Raw genomic sequence first — 21,861 nt, 5'->3', positions numbered from 1 at the left:
CACAAATAAACCAGCAAGCCATGGGCAGCTTTGGGGTCTGCACACTGGCTTGCTGGTTTATGCTTGGTATCGTTGGGTTATCAGGCTATCAGCTTGATAGCAGCCAATATAATCCCGATCAAAAATCCACAAATGGCTCCATTAACTCGAATCCATTGTAAATCGCCGCCAATTTTATCCTCCATAAGCGTAATCAGCGTTTTATCGTCAAAACGATCAATATTTTCACGAATCAGCGTACCGATTTTGTGGTGATTGGCTTCGATCCAACGGGCAATTTGCTCACGCAAGCCGCTTTCGAGCCGATCCAGCAGCTCCTCATTGTCACAAACCTGATTAACCAGCTTGCTCACCACCGGTATCACATAGGCTTCTACATAATCCTCACGGTTTACAAATTCCAATGCTTGAGCCTGCAATCGCTGCAGCATCTCAAGCAGCTTCTCCTCGAGCTTCCATTCATCCAGCAGCTGTGCCTTCCAGTGATCCATTTCGATCGCCAGCTTATATTGATTGCCCGGATTATCCAGCCAGCTGTGTATAGCACGCATGACGGCTTTACGGTTAGGATTATTAACGGATCTCAATCCATCGAGCCCATTCAGCATGAACTGTTGGATCAAGCCACCCAGCTTCTCATCATTGAAAAATCCAGCAAAAGCGTTAAGCGCGAACTGCATCATCCCGCCTGCATTCAGATTTTGCAGCGCCTGAGAAGCCATTGCACCCATCCGATCTCGTATTTCCGGTTTCATAATTAACTGCTCGGCCGTATTCAGAGCAAAGTCGAATACCTTTTCATCGTAGCCCCTGGTGTACACCTGTTGAAGTCCTTGTTTGAGCAGAACCTGTAAATCCAGTTCATCAATCATACGTCTGACTTCACGTTCGCCTAATGCGGCAAGCTTCTCAAGTGGCAGCTGACGAATCGCATATTCACTTAGTGTCACCAAACCTGCCTTGGCCGAATTTGTACTCAGCTGCCCTGCTGCACCCTGCAAAATTTTGGATACCAACGGGATTTGAGCCAGCTTGTCCGTAATGCTTTGCTTGCTCAGCAAATCCTCCTGAATGGTATTGACCAACGCTCTGGATACCTTTTCCCGATTTTTGGGCAGCAAGGCCGTATGTGGAATCGGAATCCCGAGCGGATGCCTGAACAGCGCTGTCACTGCAAACCAGTCTGCCAGTCCCCCTACAAGTCCCGCTTCAAATCCGCTTTGTAAAAACCGAACCCATATGGGACCTTCAACAAACAAGGTTCCGATAAATCCTGCCGCCATAACAACAAGCGACACTGTTGCTGTATACCTCGAACTGCTTCCCATCCTTATTGTCACCTTCCTTCATGTCAACACCTGTCTATTTAAGCAACATTATATCATTCTCCTGATCCCGTTGAAAATCGCCACCGCTAATGACTATTTGGCTGTACTGGATACGGAGGATGTCATGCCATACTTTTTACCCAATTGCTGTCCAAACAACGCAGCGAGAATTTGCTGAAACAGCATACCGGCGATAACCGGCAAGGCGACAGGAGGCGGGAAGAAGCTGATCGCAAGCACTGCGCCTGCACTTAAATTACGCATCCCTGAATTTATCGTTAGCGCAATGGTCACTTCACGGTCCCACTTCATCCAATGAGACACAAGCCAGCCCGCGATATAACCAAAAGCCGCAAGCACAAAGGCTACGATGATGATCTCCAGCAGCTTCATATTAAACTGCTTCAAGTAAGGAGCTACCACCGAGCTGTTGATCGAAACGACAATAAACAGCCCGATTTTCGAAAAAGGTGCAAGCTTGGGACCGAGCACCGGCTTGATTTTGCCCTTCGTTAGTTGATTGAGCAGCATCCCGATAATAGAAGGGACAACGACCATCCAGAGCAGCCCGCCCATAATATCCAGCGGCTCCATATGAACCTTGGCTCCTACGATCCAGGAAAGACTCAGTGGAACGATAATAGGAGACAACAGCGTATCCAACAGGATGAGGGCCAGCGTAAGCGCAATATTTCCTCCATAAATAGTGACCCAGACGAGACTCACGACTCCGGTTGGAATGACGAATAACAGCACAAAACCCGTCTGCGTCAAATCATCACCTGGAAAAAAGTAGGCCCCGGCGGCCCAGCCTAATATAGGCATGACCAAATGCAATATAAGTAGATTAGCCACAATCGGAAGTGGAAGCATCATCACCCGGCCCAAATCCTTGAAATTGGAGCCAATACTGCCCGCAAACGTCATTGCAGCAAAAATCCACGGCACCAAAAAACTGAACGAGTGCAGCCATGCGGCACCCAAGAGACCCACAAGCACACCTGTTGGTGTAAGAAATGGCATACATTTTTCCAATATTTTGTTTAATCGGTTTAGCATACTCCAGCCCTCTTCTGCCTATAAAATGAAAAAACATTTAATGAATTATCGTTACATTGTAGCATAATCACGCCAACTGCAAACGATCTTTTTTGCTATTCATCCAAAATGAAAACGCAAAAAAAGAGCAGTCTGCAGCTGCTCTGTTAAATTAAGTCTCTCTTGTTAATCCTTCCCCAGCGTACGATAGCAACGGCGAAATCTCCACTGGCCCCTGAATCTCATCAAGCGAAGCACCCGCTTTCAGCAGCCAGCTCCGATGCAGATCGTAAATAAGCTCTCTCGCTGTTTGCGGACTGTCCTCACCTTCCTTGTTTTTTACAGGTGCAAAATCATCTTCACGTTTTCCTTTGAGAACCGTAATTCCCGCTGCCCATGGAAAAAAATCAAAAATAAACCGTTCGAATTTGTACCCATTCGGCTGTGACGCTTCAATGAAGTGACCATTCACATCTACATGCCTGATTTTCTTGTGAGCGACATGGTAGGGAATGCTGCTGTTCACCTGCTGTTCGATCCAGTCACGACGAAATAAATGAATCGAGATGTTGCCAAGCCCATAGGTCAGCTTCCCTTCACTATTGCGCTCAAACATCAGATGCTGTGGCAGATCGGAATATTCCACGACCATAGGCCGATTGTTTTTCATACATAGAATACCGACCTTTTCCTCGGGGTACGCCTTATCTATAACTTTGGTCGCAATCGGGTTGTCATAATGAGCGGCAACTCCAACAAACACAGGGTCTGCCACCTTAATAAGTGCATTATCCACATTATAATAAAATAACCATTCGACACCCCGGCGCTTCATGTCGGCTAACGCTCCAGACTTGTTCAAGGCGGCGAAACACTCTCCATTTCCGCTTGGAGCCAGACCAATCTCATCCTTCTCCGATAAAAATATACGGCCATCCTCATCTACAGCAGGCATCACCCCCTGTTCAAAAAAAACGCAATCGTCAGCACTATAACCAAAATACCCAGCTCCTGCCATATAATCGACCGTTTGCTGATGATTATCCGGGCTGGTCATGATATACCAAGGGATTCGGCTGCCTGCTCGCTGAGACAGATTGAGCAATCGCTCCGCTTGAAGCTGAAACAACGACTTGTGGGAAGGCAGGCCAATATCGTAGGTCCCTTTCGGTCCTTCATGCCCCAATCGGCTTCCCTGGCCTCCGGCTACAACAATCGCTCCAACCTTGCCTTGACGCAGCAGCTCCCAACCCTTATCCGTAAAATACTGCTGCTCGTCCTCGCTGAACAGCTCCCAATCAAGTGCTTCCATGGGCGTCAGGTCTTCATAGATTGCAGGTGTCTGTGCTGCACGCACTTCTCCTAATGCTGCCCATCGGTCCCAGTTGATACTCAGAATCTGATTCAGCAGCTTCACCTGTGACGCCTCAGATAGCTCGTCATAGAACTGAAGCAGATGTGCCTGCTGGTGCCGGATAAGCAGCTCCAGCACTTGGTTATACAGCTCTTTCATTGCCCGCGCCTCCTAAAACTTAATTTCTTACGGCTGCTATGTAGCGTCTAGTGTTATTGCAGCCAACCATTTTTCTCGGCAATACTGATCGCATCAATACGGTTTTTGGCCTCAAGCTTCTGCAAAATTTCCGACACATAATTCCGTACCGTGCCTCCCGTCAAGAACAGCTTTCTGGCTATTTCATTTACCGACAACCCCGCGGCTACCAGCTTCAGCACCTCCTGCTCCCGTTCCGTCAGCGGATTTTCCGCTTCCCATAACGAAATAGAAAGTGCAGGACTGATGATCCTTCCGCCCTTGTGTATACTCCGCAGCGCGGCTGCAAGCTCGTGTACCGGCGAATCCTTTAACAAATAACCCTGAACTCCATATTTGATCGCCCGTTGGAAATACCCCACGCGAGCGAAAGTTGTCAGGATCACAACACGGCAAGAATGCCCTTGTTCCTTTAACCGCTCAGCTACATCCAGTCCTGTAAGCTTGGGCATCTCAATATCCATAATACAAATATCCGGTGACAGCTCAACAATCATCTGAAGAGCCTGCTCGCCATTTTCAGCCTGACCAATAACTTCGATATCGTCTTCCATATCCAGCAGGGCACTTAATGCGCCGCGCAGCATGTTCTGATCCTCGGCAATAATTACTCTCATGTTTGATTCTCCCTGATCTTCACATTTTTCACAACCTTCGGAACAACAAGAACCACTCTCGTTCCTTCACCCGGAGCAGAATGAAATTGAAGCTTGCCCTCAACCAGCTCCAGACGTTCGCTGATTCCCCGGAGTCCTGCACATGCCTGTGATTTCACTGATGCTGAGTAAGCGGTACCGACTCCGTCATCACGAATCGTCAAGGTAAAGGGGTCCATTGCTGCCGTGCATTCAATAAAGCATTGCTTGGCCTTACTGTGCTTCACGACGTTCGTCACCAGCTCTCTCATACACATACCAAGAATGTTTTGGATCAAGGGAGGTACCTCAGCTGCTTCAGCCTTTCCTTGAACATGCAGGTCGATTCCCGCCGCAGACAATATCTGTTCGGCATGTGCCAACTCCTCGCTAATCGTCACAGTATTGATATCCGATACGAGCTCACGAACTTGCTGGAGAGCGGCTCGAGCGGTCGTTTGAATGTCCTTTGTTTCCTGAATCGCGCGTTCGGGATTTATACCTATCATTTTCTCAGCCAGCTCGCTTTTGAGCGCTATCAGCGACAAGGTATGGCCAAGTGTATCATGCAGATCACGGGAAATTCGCTGCCTTTCCTCATTTTTGACCAGACGTGCGATTTCATCATTAGCCATGTTCAGCTTACTGCGCAGCTCCTTTGAACGGAATACCCCGCGCATGATGATTGGCAGCACGATCATCACCAGCATCGAAGGTATGAAATTGATCATATCCGATTCATCCAGCTCAAGACCATTGCCAAAAAGAACAAGCACGAACAATACAAGCTGAGCTGCCATTCCACCTATAAACTGTTTATTGGTGGGCAGCATGCCAACGATCGCAGCCGTATAAAATCCCATAAATATAAAGCTCTGATCATAATGCAAACAAAAAAAGCCGATAATGACAAACAAGCTCATCACACACAGCAATCGCCATGACGAATCCAGATAGGATAGCAGGTAGATGAGAACAAACAAGGCAAGCACAGAAAAGCCGATCCACATCTCGGAAGCCGATTTGTGGAGCAGCGCATTAATAGGTATGATCAGATAAATTAGCCAAACGAATGAAAACAACAAGCTTCCCCGTATTTTCCTGTCTAATACCGAACCGGGCTTCGTCATACCGCTTCCTGCCTTTTTATGATATACGACGATAATACCATAAAAATGATCACATATGCTGCAAGAACCGCAATACCTGCGCAATCCGGTGAGGCCCCGGCAATGATATTCCATGCCCCCTGACCGTATCGGTAAGTGGGAAGCCACAACGCGATATGCTGCATCAGCTGCGGCATAGCCTGCATGGGCATCCATAGTCCTCCGAGCGCCGACATTCCTATAAATAAAAGTTGGGCCAATACTTGTACAACCTCAATACTGCGGATCGTGCCAAGCAGCGTACCTAGCGCCATAAAGGGAACAACTCCAACCCAGATCCACAGTCCGCAGGCTATCCATTGACCCGCCGATAAATGCACATCGCGGAACAGCGCGCCTATAATAAACATCAGTACAATCGTTCCCAGATTAACGATGGATTGAGCTGCTATTTTGGAGAAAACATAGGCACCTGAAGGGAGAAGGGTGAGCTTAATCAATTGCACCCAGCCCTGCATTCGCTCCTGAGCAAAGCGCAGGCTCAGCGTATTGATACTTCCTCCAATCACGCCAAATACCGTCATGGATATTAAATAGTAAGCCTTCCAGTCTATGCCGCCTACCTCCGTATTCGGATCTATCGTACTCGTAAAAATAAAATAAAACACAGCAGGCATCAGCAAGGCAAACATAATAAATTTCCGATTCCTCAGGGTCCGCAGCAGCTCGGCTTTGCATTGTGCCAGCATCGCTTTCATAAGAACATCTCCTTTCACTTGCGATTCATAACGTTTCTGCAGGAATATAACGTTATTCCCGGACCAACGCCTGAAAAGCTTCCTCCAGACCAACACTCTGGATTTCAATATCGGTCGCATCCAGCTCCTGCCGCACAATCGCAGCGATGAGCTGATCCGTATCATTGCTGTACAGCTTGACCCTTCGCCCCTTCCACTCCGCATCTATAACCCCTGGTAGGCTGCGCAGCCGTTCTTCGGTCAGTCCGTATCCCGCTGTAAAAGACAATATTTTGCTATTTGTCGATGCTTTGATTTCCTCCGGGGTTCCGTCAGCGACAAGCTTGCCCTTGTTAATGACAACCACTCGATCCGCTATGGCATCAGCCTCATCCAAATAATGTGTCGTCAAAATAATCGTCCGTCCTTGTCCCGCCATAGCTTTGACCGTTTCCCAGAACAGCTGCCGCGAGCTGACATCCATCCCCACTGTAGGTTCATCGAGAAACAGCACGGATGGATCACCCGCCAAAGCCAGTGCGAAGCCCAACCTGCGTTTTTGTCCGCCGGACAGCGCTGTCCCGAGCTTCCCTTTCTCTTCCATGAGACCTGATATTTTGAGCAGTCGGTCTAAGGGCAAGGGCTTGGAATAATAATGACGGAACAGCTCGATCGTTTCCCCCACCTTCAAACCGTCAATGCTATGAACATCCTGCAGCATAGCTCCGATTCTGTCTTTGACAGCTCGATCCTGCGGGTCCCCGCCCAACAATCGAATTGTTCCGCTTGTTGGTTTTCTCAGACCGAGCGTCATGGCAACCGTCGTCGTTTTTCCTGCACCATTTGGCCCTAACAGGGCAACCACACTGCCTTCATGAATCGTTAACGAGATATCATCCACCGCCCGCTTGCCTTTGAACTTTTTGGTAACGTGCTGCAGCTCTATAACTGGATTCATCTCAATCACCTCATATATTCGACTTCATGCTTTTTAGTATAAACGGAATAGACATTACGCATTACCGACTAATGTCATCACTTGCACCTGACAAATGTCACATCTCATATGAATGTCTTCGCACGCAAAAAAACAACCCTGACCCACTTAGTAATAAGTGAATAGGGATGCTTGTAGTGTTAGTACCGATAGCAGCGCAAGTAACAAATCTTCTATTCAGGCTGTTCGCCAAGCGGCAGCAATTCGCTTAATTCCTTCATTGCGATGTCAGGCTGCGGATAGGACAACGGCAGCTTTTTCAAAGTATCCACAATTAGCGATAGTACCACATAATCTCTGTACCAGCGGTTATTACCGGGCACCAGATGCCAAGGCGCGTCCTTCGAGCTGCAATTTGTGAACACACTCTCGTAAGCCTTTTGATAGGCGTCCCAATAGTTGCGCTCCAACAGATCGCTCGGATCAAACTTCCATCTTTTGGATGGATCATGAAGCCGTTCCTCAATTTTTTTTATCTGAAAATCCTTCGAAATATGTAAGAAAATTTTCAATACGACTGTATCATGATCAGCCAGCAGCTTCTCAAATTGCTTGATATGCTTGAATCGCCGCTCAGCCTCTTCATCCTCAATCTGATTGTGTACACGAGTGATCAACACGTCCTCATAGTAGGAGCGGTTAAATGCCGTAATAAATCCTCTGCCCGGCGTTTCCTTATGGGCTCTCCATAGAAAATCATGTGAGGATTCTTCAGTTGTCGGTTGCTTAAATGAAGTCACCTTGAAGCCCTGCGGATTGACACCGGACAGCACTTTCTTGATGACGCCGTCCTTGCCGCTGCAATCCATCCCCTGAAAAATAACGAGCAGCGAATACTTCTTTCCAGCAAACAGCTTGTCCTGCAGCTCTGTTAATTCCTCTTTGAGCTTCTCATAATGTTCGGCAACTTCATCCTTTCCAGCAAAGGAACCCGTATCATCGGGATCATATTGGCTTAGCTTGATTTTTTTGTCCCGCGGCAGTTTAACATTTTTGGACATTTTCAACCACTCCTCTGGATTGTGATGATCTGATGATCCCCTGTACTGCGAACTTGATAACCTAACGAAGCAAATGCTCCAGCTTGTAAAAACGCAGGGCGTTATGGCCGAATATCGCCGTTTTTTCCGACTCTGTTATCCCTTCGGGCAAGGCTTCGTCCAACAGCTCCACAACTCGTTCATAGCTTGCCGCCAGCAGGCAGACAGGCCAATCACTGCCAAACATTACACGCTCTGTACCAAAAGCTTTTACAATATGTTGAATATAAGGAGTTATCTGCTCAGTCGTCCAAGCCTGATGCTCAGCTTCTGTTACCATCCCCGACAGCTTGCAGGTTATCGACGGATATGTGGCAATTTCCAGCAGCTGTGAGGCCCAAGGCTCCCATTGTCCCTGTGCAATAACAGGCTTGGCGATATGGTCAATAACCCCGCGAAGATCAGGTACCTCCTGTAGTAATTTCAGCACAGTAGGCAGCTGGTGTGAACGCATCAGCAGATCGACCGGAAAATTCTCGGCCTCCAAAAACTTCAGCGCCTGTAAACTTGCCGGCCGCAAAACCTCTTCAGCGTCCTCCATAATTTGAATCATGATCCGAATCCCAACCAATTTGGATTGCTGCCGCAAGGACTCATAATGCTCCCGGAAATCCGTGTGCTCCAGATCCAGCCAACCAACAACACCCGCAATGGAGTCGTCGTGCTGCGCCAGCTCAAGCATAAATTCCGTATCCTTCAGTGTCGGAGCTGCCTGTACGACAATCGTCTTGTCAATCTGAGTGCGTGCCAAATGCTCAGACAGATCGGCCGGAAAAAAATCCCGATACAATGTCTCTCCGTCTGCTTTGGTCCAATCATAATCTCCACGTGCCAATTGCCAATAATGCTGATGCGCATCTATTCTCAACCTGTGCGGCCTCCCTAATTACTACTCTTTTTGCAAAGCTTTGTCAGTCTTATAGAAATCATATTACAATAGAATCAATTGTTTTTACAATGACTTCAGGCATTCCATACTTTTTACAAAATAATTGATATTTTGCTGTTTCAAAAGCTAGAAGCTGGGTAATTAATCGTATCGAAACATCTTGGTGAACAAAATTAATGAAAATATCGCAAAATTGTACAATGATTTTAAGGTTATTTTAATGATGTTCATATATACTATGTATTATATCCAATTATTAGGCGGGTGAGCGTAATGAAATTGTTCATAACAGTACAGAATAAAAAGGTGCCTGTTTACTCCGATGAAAAGAACAAAAAGAAACTGAATCTTCTTGTTTCTGCTCTTGAATCCAAAGTAGTAAAGGGAAAAAGAGCAATTAAAAAATGTCTCGACTCCTTAATTAGCATCGAAATTGTCGGATGCGAAGCGATTCTTCATTCTTACAACGAAACTGACTCTTTGGCTTTATCGCTCTATTAAACTACGGTAAAGCCTTCTCTGTTATCCAACCATACATATTACAAATTAAGAAGCTGCTGCTGCGGCTTCTTTGTTGTCTATTAAGCACATAATTCCTAACGCAGGTTAATTCTTTCTGATTCTGTTATAATTCTTGCATACATAAGAACAGCTGGAGTGATAGCATGACCATTTTGCCCATAGATACGGTTCTTCCTCAATTAAAAGAAACTTTACATGTCCACTCGGCCATCGTGCTGGTAGCCCCGCCCGGAGCAGGCAAAACAACACGTGTCCCGCTGGTTTTACTGGACGAGCCCCTATTCGCAAAGCAGCGAATCCTGATGCTCGAGCCGCGCCGCATCGCCGCCCGTACTGCTGCCCGCTACATGGCCGTTTCACTTGGTCAGCAGGTCGGGGAGACCGTTGGATATCGAGTTCGAATGGATACTCGCGTAGGTCCCTCCACACGAATCGAAGTCATTACGGAAGGTGTCCTTACCCGAATGCTTCAGCAGGACCCCAGTCTGGAGGGTGTAGGTGCTGTCATCTTCGACGAATTTCACGAACGCAGCCTTCACGCAGATCTTGGACTTGCCCTGTGTTTGCAGGCACAGGCTTTACTTCGTGACGATTTGCGTATCATCGTGATGTCGGCAACACTGGACGCCCAAGCCGTTGCCGGGCTGATGAACAATGCGCCAATCCTGATTAGCGAAGGGCGAAGCTTTGAAGTAGCTACCCATTATTTGGACCGAAAACCTGAGGGACGCATTGAGCAGACGGTTGTGCGCGCAATAGTCCATGCCTTGGAGCAGCATGAGCATGGCAATATGCTTGTGTTTGTGCCAGGAACCGGTGAAATCAGACGAATTGAAGCGAGATTGCGCGAGCTGCAGCTCGGTCCTCTGGTTCAGATCACCCCGCTGCACGGTTCCTTGCCCCAAGAAAATCAGGATCGAGCTATCACCCGAGGTCAAGCGAATGAACGTAAAATTGTGCTTACCACATCCATTGCTGAGTCGAGCCTTACTGTTGATGGAATCGGGATTGTCATTGATAGCGGCCTGAGCCGTGTCCCCCGCTTCTCACCGCGCACCGGGATGACCCGTCTGGAAACCGTTCCGGTATCTCTGGCATCGGCGGACCAGCGCAGGGGGCGGGCGGGCCGCCTCGGTCCGGGTACCTGCTACCGCCTTTGGACGGAAGCCGAACATCGTCAGCTCCAACCACTAAGCAAGCCGGAAATAGCCGAGGCTGATCTGGCTCCCCTGGCTCTGGAGCTGGCAGCTTGGGGTGTAATCGAGCCTGCTGAGCTGGAGTGGCTTGACTCCCCGCCTCAGGCTGCATTTGTTCAGGCGCGTTCGCTGCTTGTCCAATTAGGAGCATTGAACAAGGACGGATCAATTACAACCGAGGGGCGCCGTATGGCAGGACTTGGACTTCATCCACGCTTGGCACATATGGTGCTTAAGGCAATTCCGCTTGGATATGGAGAGCTGGCTTGCGAGCTAGCTGCCCTGCTCAACGAGAGGGACTTCTTAAAGGGTGATGCTGCAGCTCCGAATGCAGATCTACGATTGCGCGTAGAGGCACTTCGAAGGACCATGAAGTCAAAGGATTATTCGTCTGGACCCTTATTTTATGAGGGCTTTACAGTAGATGCTGCCGCTTGCAGACGTATATGGATGGAAGCTGGCCAATGGAAAAGGGAGCTGCATATTCAGGTTGCAAGCCAACCAGAGGATGTGCAGCACTGTGGTCTGCTGCTAGCCTTCGCGTTTCCCGACCGAATCGGGCAGCGTAGATCACAGGGAGGCTTTCTGTTGAGCAGCGGACGCGGAGCACAGTTTATTCATATGCAGCCGCTAGCCAACTCGCCTTATATAGTAACTGTGGAGCTTGATGATCAAGGCACCGACAGCCGGATTTATTTGGCTGCTCCCGTTGAATGGGAAGAGCTGGAGCAGCATGTTAGCGGCAGTATTGAACGGGAGACGATCACCGCATGGGATCCAGTTGTACAAGCTGTGCGTTCCCGTCATTATATACGCATAGGGGCTATTCTTATGAAGGATGTACCGAACCCCTCACCTGATCAGGACGAGATTTTCCATGCTTTGGTCAACGGAATTATCGTTGAAGGCTTGACCCTGCTGCCTTGGACAAAAGCATCCCTTCAATTACGTGAGCGTCTCCAGTTTATGAATCATTATGATGCCAATTGGCCTGACGTGGCGGACCCTGCACTTATCGTTACTATTCACGATTGGCTGGCTCCGCATCTGCATGGGCTCAAGAATCGCAGCGACCTTCAGCGCCTGAATATGTGCACCATCCTGGAGTCCATGCTCTCATGGGAACAGCGCCGCGCATTGGACGAATCAGCCCCAACGCATATCACCGTCCCAAGCGGTTCACGGATTTCCGTTGATTACAGCGACCCCGATATCCCTACCTTATCCGTTCGGCTGCAGGAACTCTTCGGATTGGAGCAAACTCCGCGAATTGGAAGGGGCCGAGTCCCTATACGGCTTCAGCTGTTATCGCCTGCCCAACGCCCTGTTCAGGTAACGAGCGATTTGGCAAGCTTTTGGCGTCATACGTATTTCGAGGTCAAAAAAGATCTTAAGGGTCGTTATCCGAAGCATTACTGGCCCGATGATCCGCTCGTTGCGATGCCCACCAGTCGGGTACGGCCGCAAAATTTACAATAGTGAATATAATGAATTCAATAAGTTAAATGACCGTTGATGGCCAAACAAGACCAGACTGGCATAGCCAATCTGGTCTTGTTTTATCCTTTGGAATTTTTATACAATAGAAACGATTCTTATTATGTATTTTTACTCCCAAGGGAACTTGGTGATCAGGTAATCGGCAAACTTTTTACTTTCTTCCCTGCGAGCTTTTCTCATCTCCGCGCGTTTGAAGGCCGTCTCGTGCAGTTGCTTCTCTTCCTCAGTCTCCGGAATAACGGATGGAACCTTGGCCGTTTTTCTATTTTCATCAAAAGCAACAAAGGTTAAAAACGAAGTCGCTGCGATATTCCGCTCTCCCGTCTTCAAGTCCTCGGTTACTACTTTCACAAAAACCTCCATCGAGCTTGTTCCCGTCCAGGTAACGAAAGACTCCAAGGAAACGGCATCACTTGGGTTAATCGGCAGCAAGAAGTCTACCGAATCCGTTGAAGCCGTCACAACCGAGCATCGTGAATGCTTTGACGCTGCAATTGAGGCGATATCGTCGATATACGCCATTAATTTTCCACCAAACAAGGTGTTGTTGTTGTTGACATCAACCGGAAATACCCGTGCTGTTTTGTACGAACGTGACTCCTTGACAAATCGCTGCTGCTCCATATAATTGACTCCTTTTTCTTCTGAACTTTATCTACCCTAACATATCATATCCGTTTATACCTGACTATAACGCTGTTGTCAGCCACGGGCATATGCTGCCGCTCTTTTGAACTGCTCTTCGGTTGGGCGTACACCTGTATACAGAATGAATTGCTCCAATGCCTGTATAGCAAAAACCTCTGCCCCAGTAATCACTTTCTTACTCTTTAGCCTTGCATGACGGATCAGCGGAGTTTCAGCAGGGAGCGCAACCACATCAAATACGGTCTCAGCCTTATCGATAAAATCGGGTTCAAATGACAAATCGTCCGCCTCTAAACCACCAGCCATCCCAACAGGTGTCACATTCACCAACAAATCCGGACGAATCCTTCCCAGATCAGCCGTCCACTCATATCCATAAGCTTGTGCCAATGCACGACCAGTCTCTTCATTCCTGGCCATGACATAGCCTGACTCAAAGCCCGCGTCGCGCAGCGCACACAAGACAGCTTTCGCCATACCGCCGCTTCCACGTAGAGCAAATACACTATCCCGCCGCACGTTATGCTGGTTCAGCAATTGCGAAACTGCTATATAATCAGTATTATAGGCTTTCAATCGCCCCTGATCATTCACAATAGTGTTAACAGATTGAATAGCAGTCGCAGATTCATCCATCTCATCAATAAGCGGGATACAGGCTTCTTTGTAAGGCATGGAGATAGCGCAACCACGTATTCCCATAGATCGAATGCCACCGATAGTCGCTTGCAAATCATTCGTGGTAAATGCTTTGTAAATGAAATTGAGATTCAACTCGTTGTACAAAAAATTGTGAAAACGGGTGCCAAAGTTACCCGGCCTTCCTGCTAGAGACATGCATAGTTGAGTATCTTTATTAATCGATGCGTTCATAATGAATTACCTCCGTTTATTCCTTCTTCCTATTGTATTCAGCCTCTTCATAGATTACAAGCTCGCTTCATCTAAGGTCGCACCTGATAGTCTATGTTTTTCGAACTGATAATTTGTTACAATAATGGTAGATCAGTTGAATGAAAGCCAGTTATCAGACAACTTAAGAGTCTAGCAGTTGTTCATCAAAGGAGTCGCTAAACATGATATTTGTAAGTATTGGTTTTGCTCTGTTAATCGGCGTCATCTTCATCCTGTCCGGGCAATTATTAAAGCGTAAACCTCCTAAGAACATTAATGCCATTTATGGATATCGGACCTCTCGCTCAATGAAAAATTTGGACCTATGGAACGAAGCGAATCAATATAGCTCTAAAATTATGATAAATAACGGTTATGTGATGATTGTGGCTGGCTGCTTGGTTGGCATGGGTCTTGGGGTCAAATATCAGGTAGCTGCCATATTTTCAATTATGGGTATGATGCTTTTGCTAATTATTATGATGTTTATCCAGGTAGAGCGTAGATTGAAGCAATTAGACAAATAAACAAATCGCAAGGGCTACATCCATTTTTTACTTTTGAAATAAAACAGCATTCCCACCATAATCGCGGCCATTAGAATCCACACATAGAGATATCCGAAGCTCCAATCTAATTCCGGAATATCTTTAAAATTCATACCATACACGCCGGCGACAAAAGTTAACGGAAGAAATATGGTGCTGATGACGGTTAATGTTTTCATCGTTTCGTTCATACGATCGGATTTCATACTCACCTGCATTTCCAGCAAGCCCGTCAGCGATTCACGGTACATATCGATGGAATCCACAACCCGTGAGATATGATCGAAAATATCAGCAAAATAAACATCGGCATCGGGATGGGAATACGGAAAGCTTTGATGGCTGATCGTTCCTATCACGGTTCTTTCTTCAACGAAAACCCGGCGAAGGTTATGTGTGATGCGTTTTAATTGGAAAATTTCACGGGATATCGGGGCGTAGGGATCATCATGAATCGCCTCTTCCCATGTTTCCACCTTATCTTCAATATGATCTATAACTTGAACGTATTCATCCACACACCTGTCCATAATATGATACAGAATCTGAGCAGGGAACGTCATTCTTCCCTCGATTTCTTTAAATTCCTCATATAAGCTGTCAAGTAATGGAATATCATCCTTATAGACGGATACGACATAGTTTTTTCCGATTACCAAGGCAATTTCCATAGGATCATACTGCCCATTGATAGCAAAAAATGAAATGAAAATATTGTTTTTGTATCTATCCATTTTGGGGCGTCCATGCAGCTGGATACAGTCCTCTACCAAAAGGTGATGACTCTCCAGTAAGTCGGATAATACATGCTTGGTTTCGGATGACTCCGGGTTGCACAGGCGAATCCAGACCATTTCATGGTCCGCTGGTTTTCTTACTTTTTCTGTAGTTGTTCGATTTGTCAATGTATTATAAATCAGCATAAATATCCTCCGTCAGCCTTTTATTTCTTGGGTAGATTGCTCTGATTAAATTATATCACTCCATTTGTGATTAGCTAGCTCGCATGAAACAAGCCCATTATAAGGGATGTTGAAAATAAATCCATAGCTTCCTACTTACGATGCGGCTTCCAAGATTCGTTCAGTTCATACCGAATTAACAAAACAGAACGGTTTGGAGCATTGGAAATTAGCTTTGATACCGAAAAGCTTTGCCCCAGGACAACAGAATTATGATCTTGAATTCCAAAATTCGGGAGACATTTCGGTTCAAAGTGTGACTGTGTATTATAGAGTGGATACAAAGGAAAAGCTTTCAGGTACAATTGTAAAACCGGATTCAAAAACTGTGGTTTCCAAACTGGATCCAAACGAAAAGTTAACGTTATCCGATTTAAATTTGCCGATCGACACACCGATATCCGTAGAGGTGGATTGGCTCGAGGGAAATCGTATCAACAAGGGAACAGGGGTTTTAATAATAACAGAAATTAAGTAAAAATGATGACGCTTATGGTCCTGTAAGAGTAAAAAAGAGCCTCAGTACCGCAGGCTCTTCATCTATCATTTATGGAGTTGGTACTACAACCTCAGATAGCACCGCTTGGGCGATACCAATAAAATATTCGGATTCGCGACGTATGTGGTTCAGCACAGTTATCGCGGTCGGATTGTTTTTCATCGCTGCGCTTTCGGTACCCAGTTGGTTTAATAATTGTATAAATTGCTCACTTTGCCTTCTTGCAAACAAAACCAGCTCCATAATTTGCTTGTAAACCTCATTGCTCACCTGGTGCTCCATACGCCCAACCCACTCAATATATCGTACAAACATCGCTTGTGTTCGTGCCAATGCTTGTTCCCATGCTTGTAGGGCCTCTACAAATGGCTGCTCCAAATCAGGTACTAACGCACGAATCACATCCGTATGTTCAGTTTCCTGCAGCTTCCAGAATTCTCCCTCATCGAGAATTCGCAGCGGCATTTTATCTCCGTAATCAAATTGCATTTGCAGATACCTCCGTCTTTTCATCCGTTCATAGAAGTAATCTATTCTGATGAAAGACGATATATGTCTGTCTTGTTTGCTCTCCAATACAGGCTGTGTTGGAGACAAAAAAGGATACCGAATCCGGTACCCCTCATTGTGTATATCGTATAGATGCTGTTAAGCCAAGCTTTCTTGTTCAAGTATACGTACCGCGTCGCCAAAATGACCACGGCACTGCTCCAAAACCGCTCGAGCCCTATTTGAATCTATAACAAACTTAATCATCAAAATAGCTACACGAGCATCTCCATCTGCCTGTTGGGTGTATGAAGCAGCCTTATCATGATCAACTCCGGTCGCTTCACCGACAATCCGGATAACCCGATCGCGCAGCTTTTCATTCGTAGCCTGCACATTCACCATCAAATTACCGTAAACCTTGCCAAGCTTGATCATTACGGTGGTCGTGATCATATTGAGCACCAGCTTCGTTGCAGTACCTGCTTTAAGCCGTGTCGATCCGGTCACAACCTCAGGGCCAACCGGAACCTCAATCGCATATTCTGCCGCTGCACTAAGTCTTGCATTGTCGTTACAGGATACACTAGCCGTTACTGCCCCCATCGCCCGAGCGCGATTAATCGCCCCGATTACATAGGGTGTGTTACCGCTCGCCGCTATGCCTACCAATGCATCATTTGCTGTCAGACGGGCTTCGATTTCTCTCGCACCCGCTTCGGCATCGTCCTCGGCATTTTCGATAGCTGTCATAATCGCGGCTTCCCCGCCAGCGATGATCCCGGTAACCAACTCACGGTTAACACCAAATGTTGGTGGACATTCCGATGCATCCAGGATGCCGAGACGTCCGCTCGTTCCTGCTCCTATATAAAACAGTCTGCCGCCTTTGCTCATCACCTCAACAATGGCTTCAATCGCCTTGCCGATTTGCGGTAGCGCATGCTGTACGGAAAGTGCAACTGTCTGATCCTCAGCATTCATGATTTGAATAATCTCCTGCACATTCATTTCATCCAATTGACTCGTTTTCTCATTTCTTTGTTCCGTAATGGGTTGACTTTCGATGTGTTTCAACTATGTTTCCCTCCTTGTCTCCCATGCACGAATTTGTGTTTTCAATGCATCTGTAATTGCAATACCGGCCTGCTTGAGTGCAAGCACATAACAGCCTGTCACAGGCGGTACCTCGAGCTTACTTACCTTCAGCTTGCTGTTCATGATGTCTTGCTGAGACTCAAAGCAGCTTTGAAACCAGCTGTCCGAGAATAGCCCTCCACTGAGTAACAGCGGCAGCTCCGACATATCCTGGTTCGGTTGTAATTGCTGCAGTCGTGCTTTGGCGGTTATCGCGATCTGGGCTAATTCCTTGACCGCTTGATCGACGATCCCGAGAGCCACTTCATCATCTTCCTTAGCCGCTTGAAGCACGACCTTGGAGAGCACAGCGATAGCGGTTCGTATATTCGACTGTCCATACACATAGGTGACGATCTGATTGGGATCGGTTAGAGACAATTGGTCCAATATATAGGATGTCAGCTTCGTGTGGGCACCTCGGCCATCATGCTGCTTCATTACAGCAATCAACGCGTGCTGGCTCATACTGAAGCCGCTGCCCTCATCGCCTAACATATATCCCCAGCCCCCGACACGAACACTAATGGAGGCCTCAGGCACAAAGCCATACGCTATCGATCCCGTTCCCGAGATCAGCACAATCCCCGCTTCTCCCCATGTTCCGGCAGATAAGGCAGTAATCGCATCATTATGCAGCGTAATGACAACCGAAGCCGGCAGCTTTCCTTCTAATAGAGAAAGAATTTGCACCTTATCCTCTGGACGGTCTGCACCTGCCAAGCCGAGGAAAACTCCCTCAAGCTGCGACTCGGTGCTGTTGGACAACGCCAAAGCTTGTTGAATCAAGGACAGCAATACTTCCTGTACAACCTCCCTGGAGTTGGACTTGATACTACTGGATGCCCCATAACAAACAGCCAGCACATTACCCAAGCCATCACCGATCATACAGGCTGTTTTTGTACCGCCACCGTCAATTCCTATAAACCTGATATCTTTACTTGACGGCACCGGCAGTCATCCCTTCCATAAATTGTTTGGAAGCGACTGAGAACAAGATGATCATCGGAAGCGAAGATAAGGTCAAACCGGCGAACAGTACACTCCAATCCGTCGAATATTCACTGAACAGGGTAAGCATACCGACCGGAATTGTCTTTTTGACTTCATCCTGGATAAATATTAACGGAAAGAAAAAATCATTCCATACCGTAATAAAATTCATAATCATAACCGTACCGAGCGCAGGACGCATCAAAGGGGCAATGATTTTTACCAGAATCCCCAAATCTGAGCAGCCGTCAATTTTACCGGATTCCTCCAGCTCCTTAGGCAAGGTTCGGAAAAATCCGACCAGAATCAGAACGGACATCGGAATGCCAATCGCCGTATATACGAAAATCAGGGAAAAGCTTGTATTCATTAAACCAAGAGTTTTCATCAGGATAAACAAGGGAACAATACCCAGCTTGACCGGAATCATCATCCCCAGCAGGAAGAAGAAAAACAACGCCGGGTTCCACTTGAAATTAAATCTCGCAATATAAAACGAGACCAATGCCCCCGATATGAGAATCAGCGCCACAGAAGTAACACTAACAAATACACTGTTCCAAAAGTAATCGAAATAAGGCAATTGATCCAGTAATTTTCGATACGCATCAAAGGTCCAAAGCTTGGGGAACGCCATCGGATTTTTGAATATTTCAATGTTGGTCTTGAACGAAGACAGCAGCATCAGGAAGATCGGGTATAGACTGACAACCGTGAACAATATGGCAATCGCATAGTGTCCAATACGTAATCCTTTGTGTTCTTTCATCGAGACTCCTCACCTTTCATGAATGTATGAGAGCACAGCATAGTCTGCATTCCGCTTAAGCCATATCCCGTTTTCTCACATATGCCATGAAAAGGGCTGACAACACTGCAATAATAAAGAACAAAGTCACTGCCAGTGCAGAGCCAAGTCCAATAGCCACTCCATCTCCGCTTGAACCTCCAAACGCAACCCGGTAAAAAAATACAGCCAGCAAATCTGTCGAATGGTACGGCTCACCTTGAGATCCCTGCATCGCATACACGAGCTCAAACGCCTCAAAAGCCTGAACAAACGTGAAGATCGTTACAATAACAATCGACTGCGACATCATCGGGAAAATAATCGATTTAATGAGTCGGAAGCCTTTGGCGCCGTCCAAACGAGCCGCTTCAATAGCCTCTAGAGAAATGGACTGCAACCCTGCCAATAGAATCAAGATCGAGAAACCGATACCGAACCAGCTGTTAACCAGAATGATGGAGGTAAGCGCTGTAGACGGATCACCCAGCCAAGGCTTCGCCCACTCGCCAAGTCCAATTTGCTTAAGCATCACATTAATCGCTCCGAAATTCGGATTGAGCATCAGCTTCCACAGAAATCCGACTACGATGACGGAGAGCAGTCTGGGTAGAAAATAAGCCATTTTGAACAATTCGGCTCCCTTAACCTTCGTAAAAATGATATAGGCGAGCACAAACGCAATCCCATTCTGCACAATCATTTCCATGGCGAAATAGTACCAATTGTGTGCGAATGCATTCCAGAACAGCCCTTTAAAGGGTTCTGTCGTAAATAGCTTTGTGAAATTCGCAATTCCTATAAAAGCGCCCTTCTTGAGTCCAGTCCAGTCAAATAAGCTGTAACTGAACGCTGCGAGAATCGGATATACGATGAATAACGTATATACGGCGAGGGCTGGAATCGGGAATAAGTGAATGAACCCTTTACTCCAGTTGAACTTCTTATGCTTGTGCTTTGGTTCATGAGCCTGTGCATGGATCCCATTCATTACGCCTCGCCGCCTTTGTCAATCTGAATTTGTTTACTTATTTGGCTGCCGGTTTGAACCAGCTGTCCACGCTCTTTTGCAATTCTTCCGTAACCTTAGCCGGTGTTTCCTTACCCAGATACATACCTTGTAATAACTGCTCGAAGATCGATTTGGAGGTCGGGTTGCCGCCGTTAAAATGGATAACGAACATGTATGGAGTAGAAATCGTATTCGCCAAAGTAGAAATTTTGGTTACGATCGGATCATTGGATTGAACACCTGGAATCGTGCTCGGCTTCTTCAATTCGTTAGCTACCAGCGTACCGAATTCTTTGGAGGTCATGAATTCAATGAATTTCAGTGCTTCTTTCTTGCCTTTGGATTCCTTGTTGACTCCAAAAGAACCATCCACCCACGTAGTAACCGTAGCTTTCCCACCAGCAGTTGCACTTGGAACAGCGAATAAATCCATATCAAGATCCGGATTCATTTTTTTCATGACCGCTACTTCCCAGTCACCCATAACCATCATCCCGGCCTGCTCGGTCACGAACAGATTCCGCATATCGTCCATCGACAGCCCAACATAATTTTCAGGGAAATATTTGGTCAGGTCCTGCATCATTTGCACGGAATCGGTAAATTCCTTGCTCTTCAGATTCGTTTGACCTGTTGTCACTTTGTTCACGTAATCGGTTCCACCATAAATCGCAGGTCCAAGTGCGCCGTGTGTAAGTGAAAGAATCCAGCCTTCCTTGGAGCCAAATGCAAATGGAGCCACTTTATTCTGCTTCAGTGTATCCGCCGCTTTGATCAAATCGTCCCATGTCTTAGGCTCTTCAATACTGAACTTTTTGAACAGCTTCTTATTATAGAAAATTTGTGTGGAGCTGAATACCGTCGGTACACCATATACCTTGCCGTCTTTGCCCGTTGCCGCTGATAATGCTGATTTGGAGAACACATCCATGCCTTTAACAGAATCCAGAGGCTCCAGATATCCGCCATCTGCAAGTGCAATACCAGGCGCATAAGGACGCAAATGAATAATGTCTGGGGCGCTGCCCGTTTGCAGTGAAGTGTTCAGCAATGTATTGTATTCTGTATTTTTGGTAGGCTTGAACTCAATTTCGATGTTCGGATTTTTGGACTGGAATTCTTTAATGATTTTTTCGTAGGCTTCCTTGTCTTCTGTTCTCCAGCTGCCCATTGTCAGCTTAACTTTGTCTACCTTAGCGTCCGGCTTGGGCGCGGGTGTTGCACCGGGTTGGCTGGCAGTGCTGCTACAGCCTGTAATAACCAAGGTCAAAGCGGCCACCATAATTACGGAAAGCTTCATCGTACGTTTCATCTTGTAGACTCCTCCTTGGAATGTGCGAAGCTGA

Annotated in this window: 22 protein-coding genes; 4 read left to right on the top strand and 18 right to left on the bottom strand. The window is 46.8% G+C overall.

Annotated elements, in window-relative coordinates:
* Positions 1-80: 80 nt before the first annotated feature.
* The 9 genes from LRL21_RS35670 to LRL21_RS35630 form a co-directional block, all read right to left on the bottom strand.
* On the bottom strand, positions 81-1,328 hold the full coding sequence (locus tag LRL21_RS35670) for a DUF445 domain-containing protein (RefSeq protein WP_240420573.1): 1,248 nt from the start codon (positions 1,326-1,328) through the stop codon (positions 81-83).
* Between the two features lie 93 nt (positions 1,329-1,421).
* Positions 1,422-2,387: a bile acid:sodium symporter family protein gene (locus LRL21_RS35665; RefSeq protein WP_240420572.1), complete on the bottom strand. Its 966-nt coding sequence runs from the start codon at positions 2,385-2,387 to the stop codon at positions 1,422-1,424.
* A 151-nt stretch (positions 2,388-2,538) separates the two neighbouring features.
* On the bottom strand, positions 2,539-3,879 hold the full coding sequence (locus tag LRL21_RS35660; protein WP_240420571.1) for a UTP--glucose-1-phosphate uridylyltransferase: 1,341 nt from the start codon (positions 3,877-3,879) through the stop codon (positions 2,539-2,541).
* Positions 3,880-3,932: 53 nt separating this feature from the next.
* Positions 3,933-4,535 carry a response regulator transcription factor gene (locus LRL21_RS35655; RefSeq protein WP_240420570.1) on the bottom strand — a complete coding sequence of 201 codons (603 nt, stop codon included), beginning with the start codon at positions 4,533-4,535 and terminating at the stop codon, positions 3,933-3,935.
* Entirely contained in the window at positions 4,532-5,683 is a 1,152-nt protein-coding gene (locus LRL21_RS35650; RefSeq protein WP_240420569.1) for a sensor histidine kinase, read from the bottom strand. Before LRL21_RS35650 ends, LRL21_RS35655 begins: the two co-directional genes overlap by 4 nt.
* Entirely contained in the window at positions 5,680-6,420 is a 741-nt protein-coding gene (locus LRL21_RS35645; protein WP_240420568.1) for an ABC transporter permease, read from the bottom strand. The genes LRL21_RS35650 and LRL21_RS35645 overlap by 4 nt, the downstream gene beginning before the upstream one ends.
* 52 nt (positions 6,421-6,472) lie before the next feature.
* On the bottom strand, positions 6,473-7,357 hold the full coding sequence (locus tag LRL21_RS35640; RefSeq protein ID WP_240420567.1) for an ABC transporter ATP-binding protein: 885 nt from the start codon (positions 7,355-7,357) through the stop codon (positions 6,473-6,475).
* A gap of 212 nt (positions 7,358-7,569) precedes the next feature.
* Positions 7,570-8,397, bottom strand: a complete 828-nt coding sequence (locus LRL21_RS35635) for a PPK2 family polyphosphate kinase (RefSeq protein ID WP_240420566.1) — start codon at positions 8,395-8,397, stop codon at positions 7,570-7,572.
* 61 nt (positions 8,398-8,458) lie between these two features.
* Entirely contained in the window at positions 8,459-9,304 is an 846-nt protein-coding gene (locus tag LRL21_RS35630) for an amidohydrolase family protein (RefSeq protein ID WP_240420565.1), read from the bottom strand.
* Between the two features lie 294 nt (positions 9,305-9,598).
* Between LRL21_RS35630 and LRL21_RS35625 the strand changes: the two genes are divergently transcribed.
* Positions 9,599-9,826, top strand: coding sequence for a 3-dehydroquinate dehydratase (locus tag LRL21_RS35625; RefSeq protein WP_076236971.1), 228 nt, complete (start codon positions 9,599-9,601; stop codon positions 9,824-9,826).
* A 164-nt stretch (positions 9,827-9,990) separates the two neighbouring features.
* Positions 9,991-12,522 (top strand): ATP-dependent helicase HrpB, encoded by a 2,532-nt coding sequence (gene hrpB, locus LRL21_RS35620; protein ID WP_240420564.1) that lies wholly within the window; start codon positions 9,991-9,993, stop codon positions 12,520-12,522.
* 129 nt (positions 12,523-12,651) lie between these two features.
* On the opposite strand, the gene LRL21_RS35615 is transcribed toward hrpB, so the two are convergent.
* A complete protein-coding gene (locus LRL21_RS35615) occupies positions 12,652-13,167 on the bottom strand; it encodes an acyl-CoA thioesterase (RefSeq protein ID WP_240420563.1) in 516 nt (171 codons plus the stop codon).
* 78 nt (positions 13,168-13,245) lie between these two features.
* Positions 13,246-14,064 (bottom strand): shikimate 5-dehydrogenase, encoded by an 819-nt coding sequence (locus LRL21_RS35610; protein WP_240420562.1) that lies wholly within the window; start codon positions 14,062-14,064, stop codon positions 13,246-13,248.
* 203 nt (positions 14,065-14,267) lie between these two features.
* Between LRL21_RS35610 and LRL21_RS35605 the strand changes: the two genes are divergently transcribed.
* Complete coding sequence (locus LRL21_RS35605) at positions 14,268-14,612, top strand: SdpI family protein (protein ID WP_240420561.1); 345 nt, start codon at positions 14,268-14,270, stop codon at positions 14,610-14,612.
* Positions 14,613-14,626: 14 nt separating this feature from the next.
* On the opposite strand, the gene corA is transcribed toward LRL21_RS35605, so the two are convergent.
* Positions 14,627-15,556: a magnesium/cobalt transporter CorA gene (gene corA, locus LRL21_RS35600; protein ID WP_240420560.1), complete on the bottom strand. Its 930-nt coding sequence runs from the start codon at positions 15,554-15,556 to the stop codon at positions 14,627-14,629.
* Positions 15,557-15,749: 193 nt separating this feature from the next.
* Between corA and LRL21_RS35595 the strand changes: the two genes are divergently transcribed.
* Entirely contained in the window at positions 15,750-16,073 is a 324-nt protein-coding gene (locus LRL21_RS35595) for a hypothetical protein (RefSeq protein ID WP_240420559.1), read from the top strand.
* Between the two features lie 69 nt (positions 16,074-16,142).
* Here LRL21_RS35595 and LRL21_RS35590 read toward each other — a convergent pair whose 3' ends face one another.
* The 6 genes from LRL21_RS35590 to LRL21_RS35565 all read right to left on the bottom strand — a co-directional run bounded on the left by LRL21_RS35590 (position 16,143) and on the right by LRL21_RS35565 (position 21,827).
* Entirely contained in the window at positions 16,143-16,583 is a 441-nt protein-coding gene (locus LRL21_RS35590; protein ID WP_240420558.1) for a DUF2935 domain-containing protein, read from the bottom strand.
* A gap of 159 nt (positions 16,584-16,742) precedes the next feature.
* Positions 16,743-17,660: an N-acetylmuramic acid 6-phosphate etherase gene (gene murQ, locus LRL21_RS35585; protein ID WP_240420557.1), complete on the bottom strand. Its 918-nt coding sequence runs from the start codon at positions 17,658-17,660 to the stop codon at positions 16,743-16,745.
* Positions 17,661-18,674, bottom strand: coding sequence for an N-acetylglucosamine kinase (locus LRL21_RS35580; protein ID WP_240420556.1), 1,014 nt, complete (start codon positions 18,672-18,674; stop codon positions 17,661-17,663).
* Entirely contained in the window at positions 18,661-19,485 is an 825-nt protein-coding gene (locus LRL21_RS35575) for a carbohydrate ABC transporter permease (protein ID WP_240420555.1), read from the bottom strand. The genes LRL21_RS35580 and LRL21_RS35575 overlap by 14 nt, the downstream gene beginning before the upstream one ends.
* A gap of 55 nt (positions 19,486-19,540) precedes the next feature.
* Positions 19,541-20,494 (bottom strand): carbohydrate ABC transporter permease, encoded by a 954-nt coding sequence (locus tag LRL21_RS35570; protein WP_240420554.1) that lies wholly within the window; start codon positions 20,492-20,494, stop codon positions 19,541-19,543.
* 37 nt (positions 20,495-20,531) lie between these two features.
* Positions 20,532-21,827 (bottom strand): ABC transporter substrate-binding protein, encoded by a 1,296-nt coding sequence (locus tag LRL21_RS35565; RefSeq protein WP_240420553.1) that lies wholly within the window; start codon positions 21,825-21,827, stop codon positions 20,532-20,534.
* Between the last annotated feature and the right edge of the window lie 34 nt (positions 21,828-21,861).

The sequence above is a fragment of the Paenibacillus periandrae genome (genome assembly GCF_022458865.1).
Taxonomy (GTDB): domain Bacteria; phylum Bacillota; class Bacilli; order Paenibacillales; family NBRC-103111; genus Paenibacillus_S; species Paenibacillus_S periandrae.
Note: the sequence above shows the minus strand (reverse complement) of the source record. Positions and strands in the feature narration are given on the sequence as shown.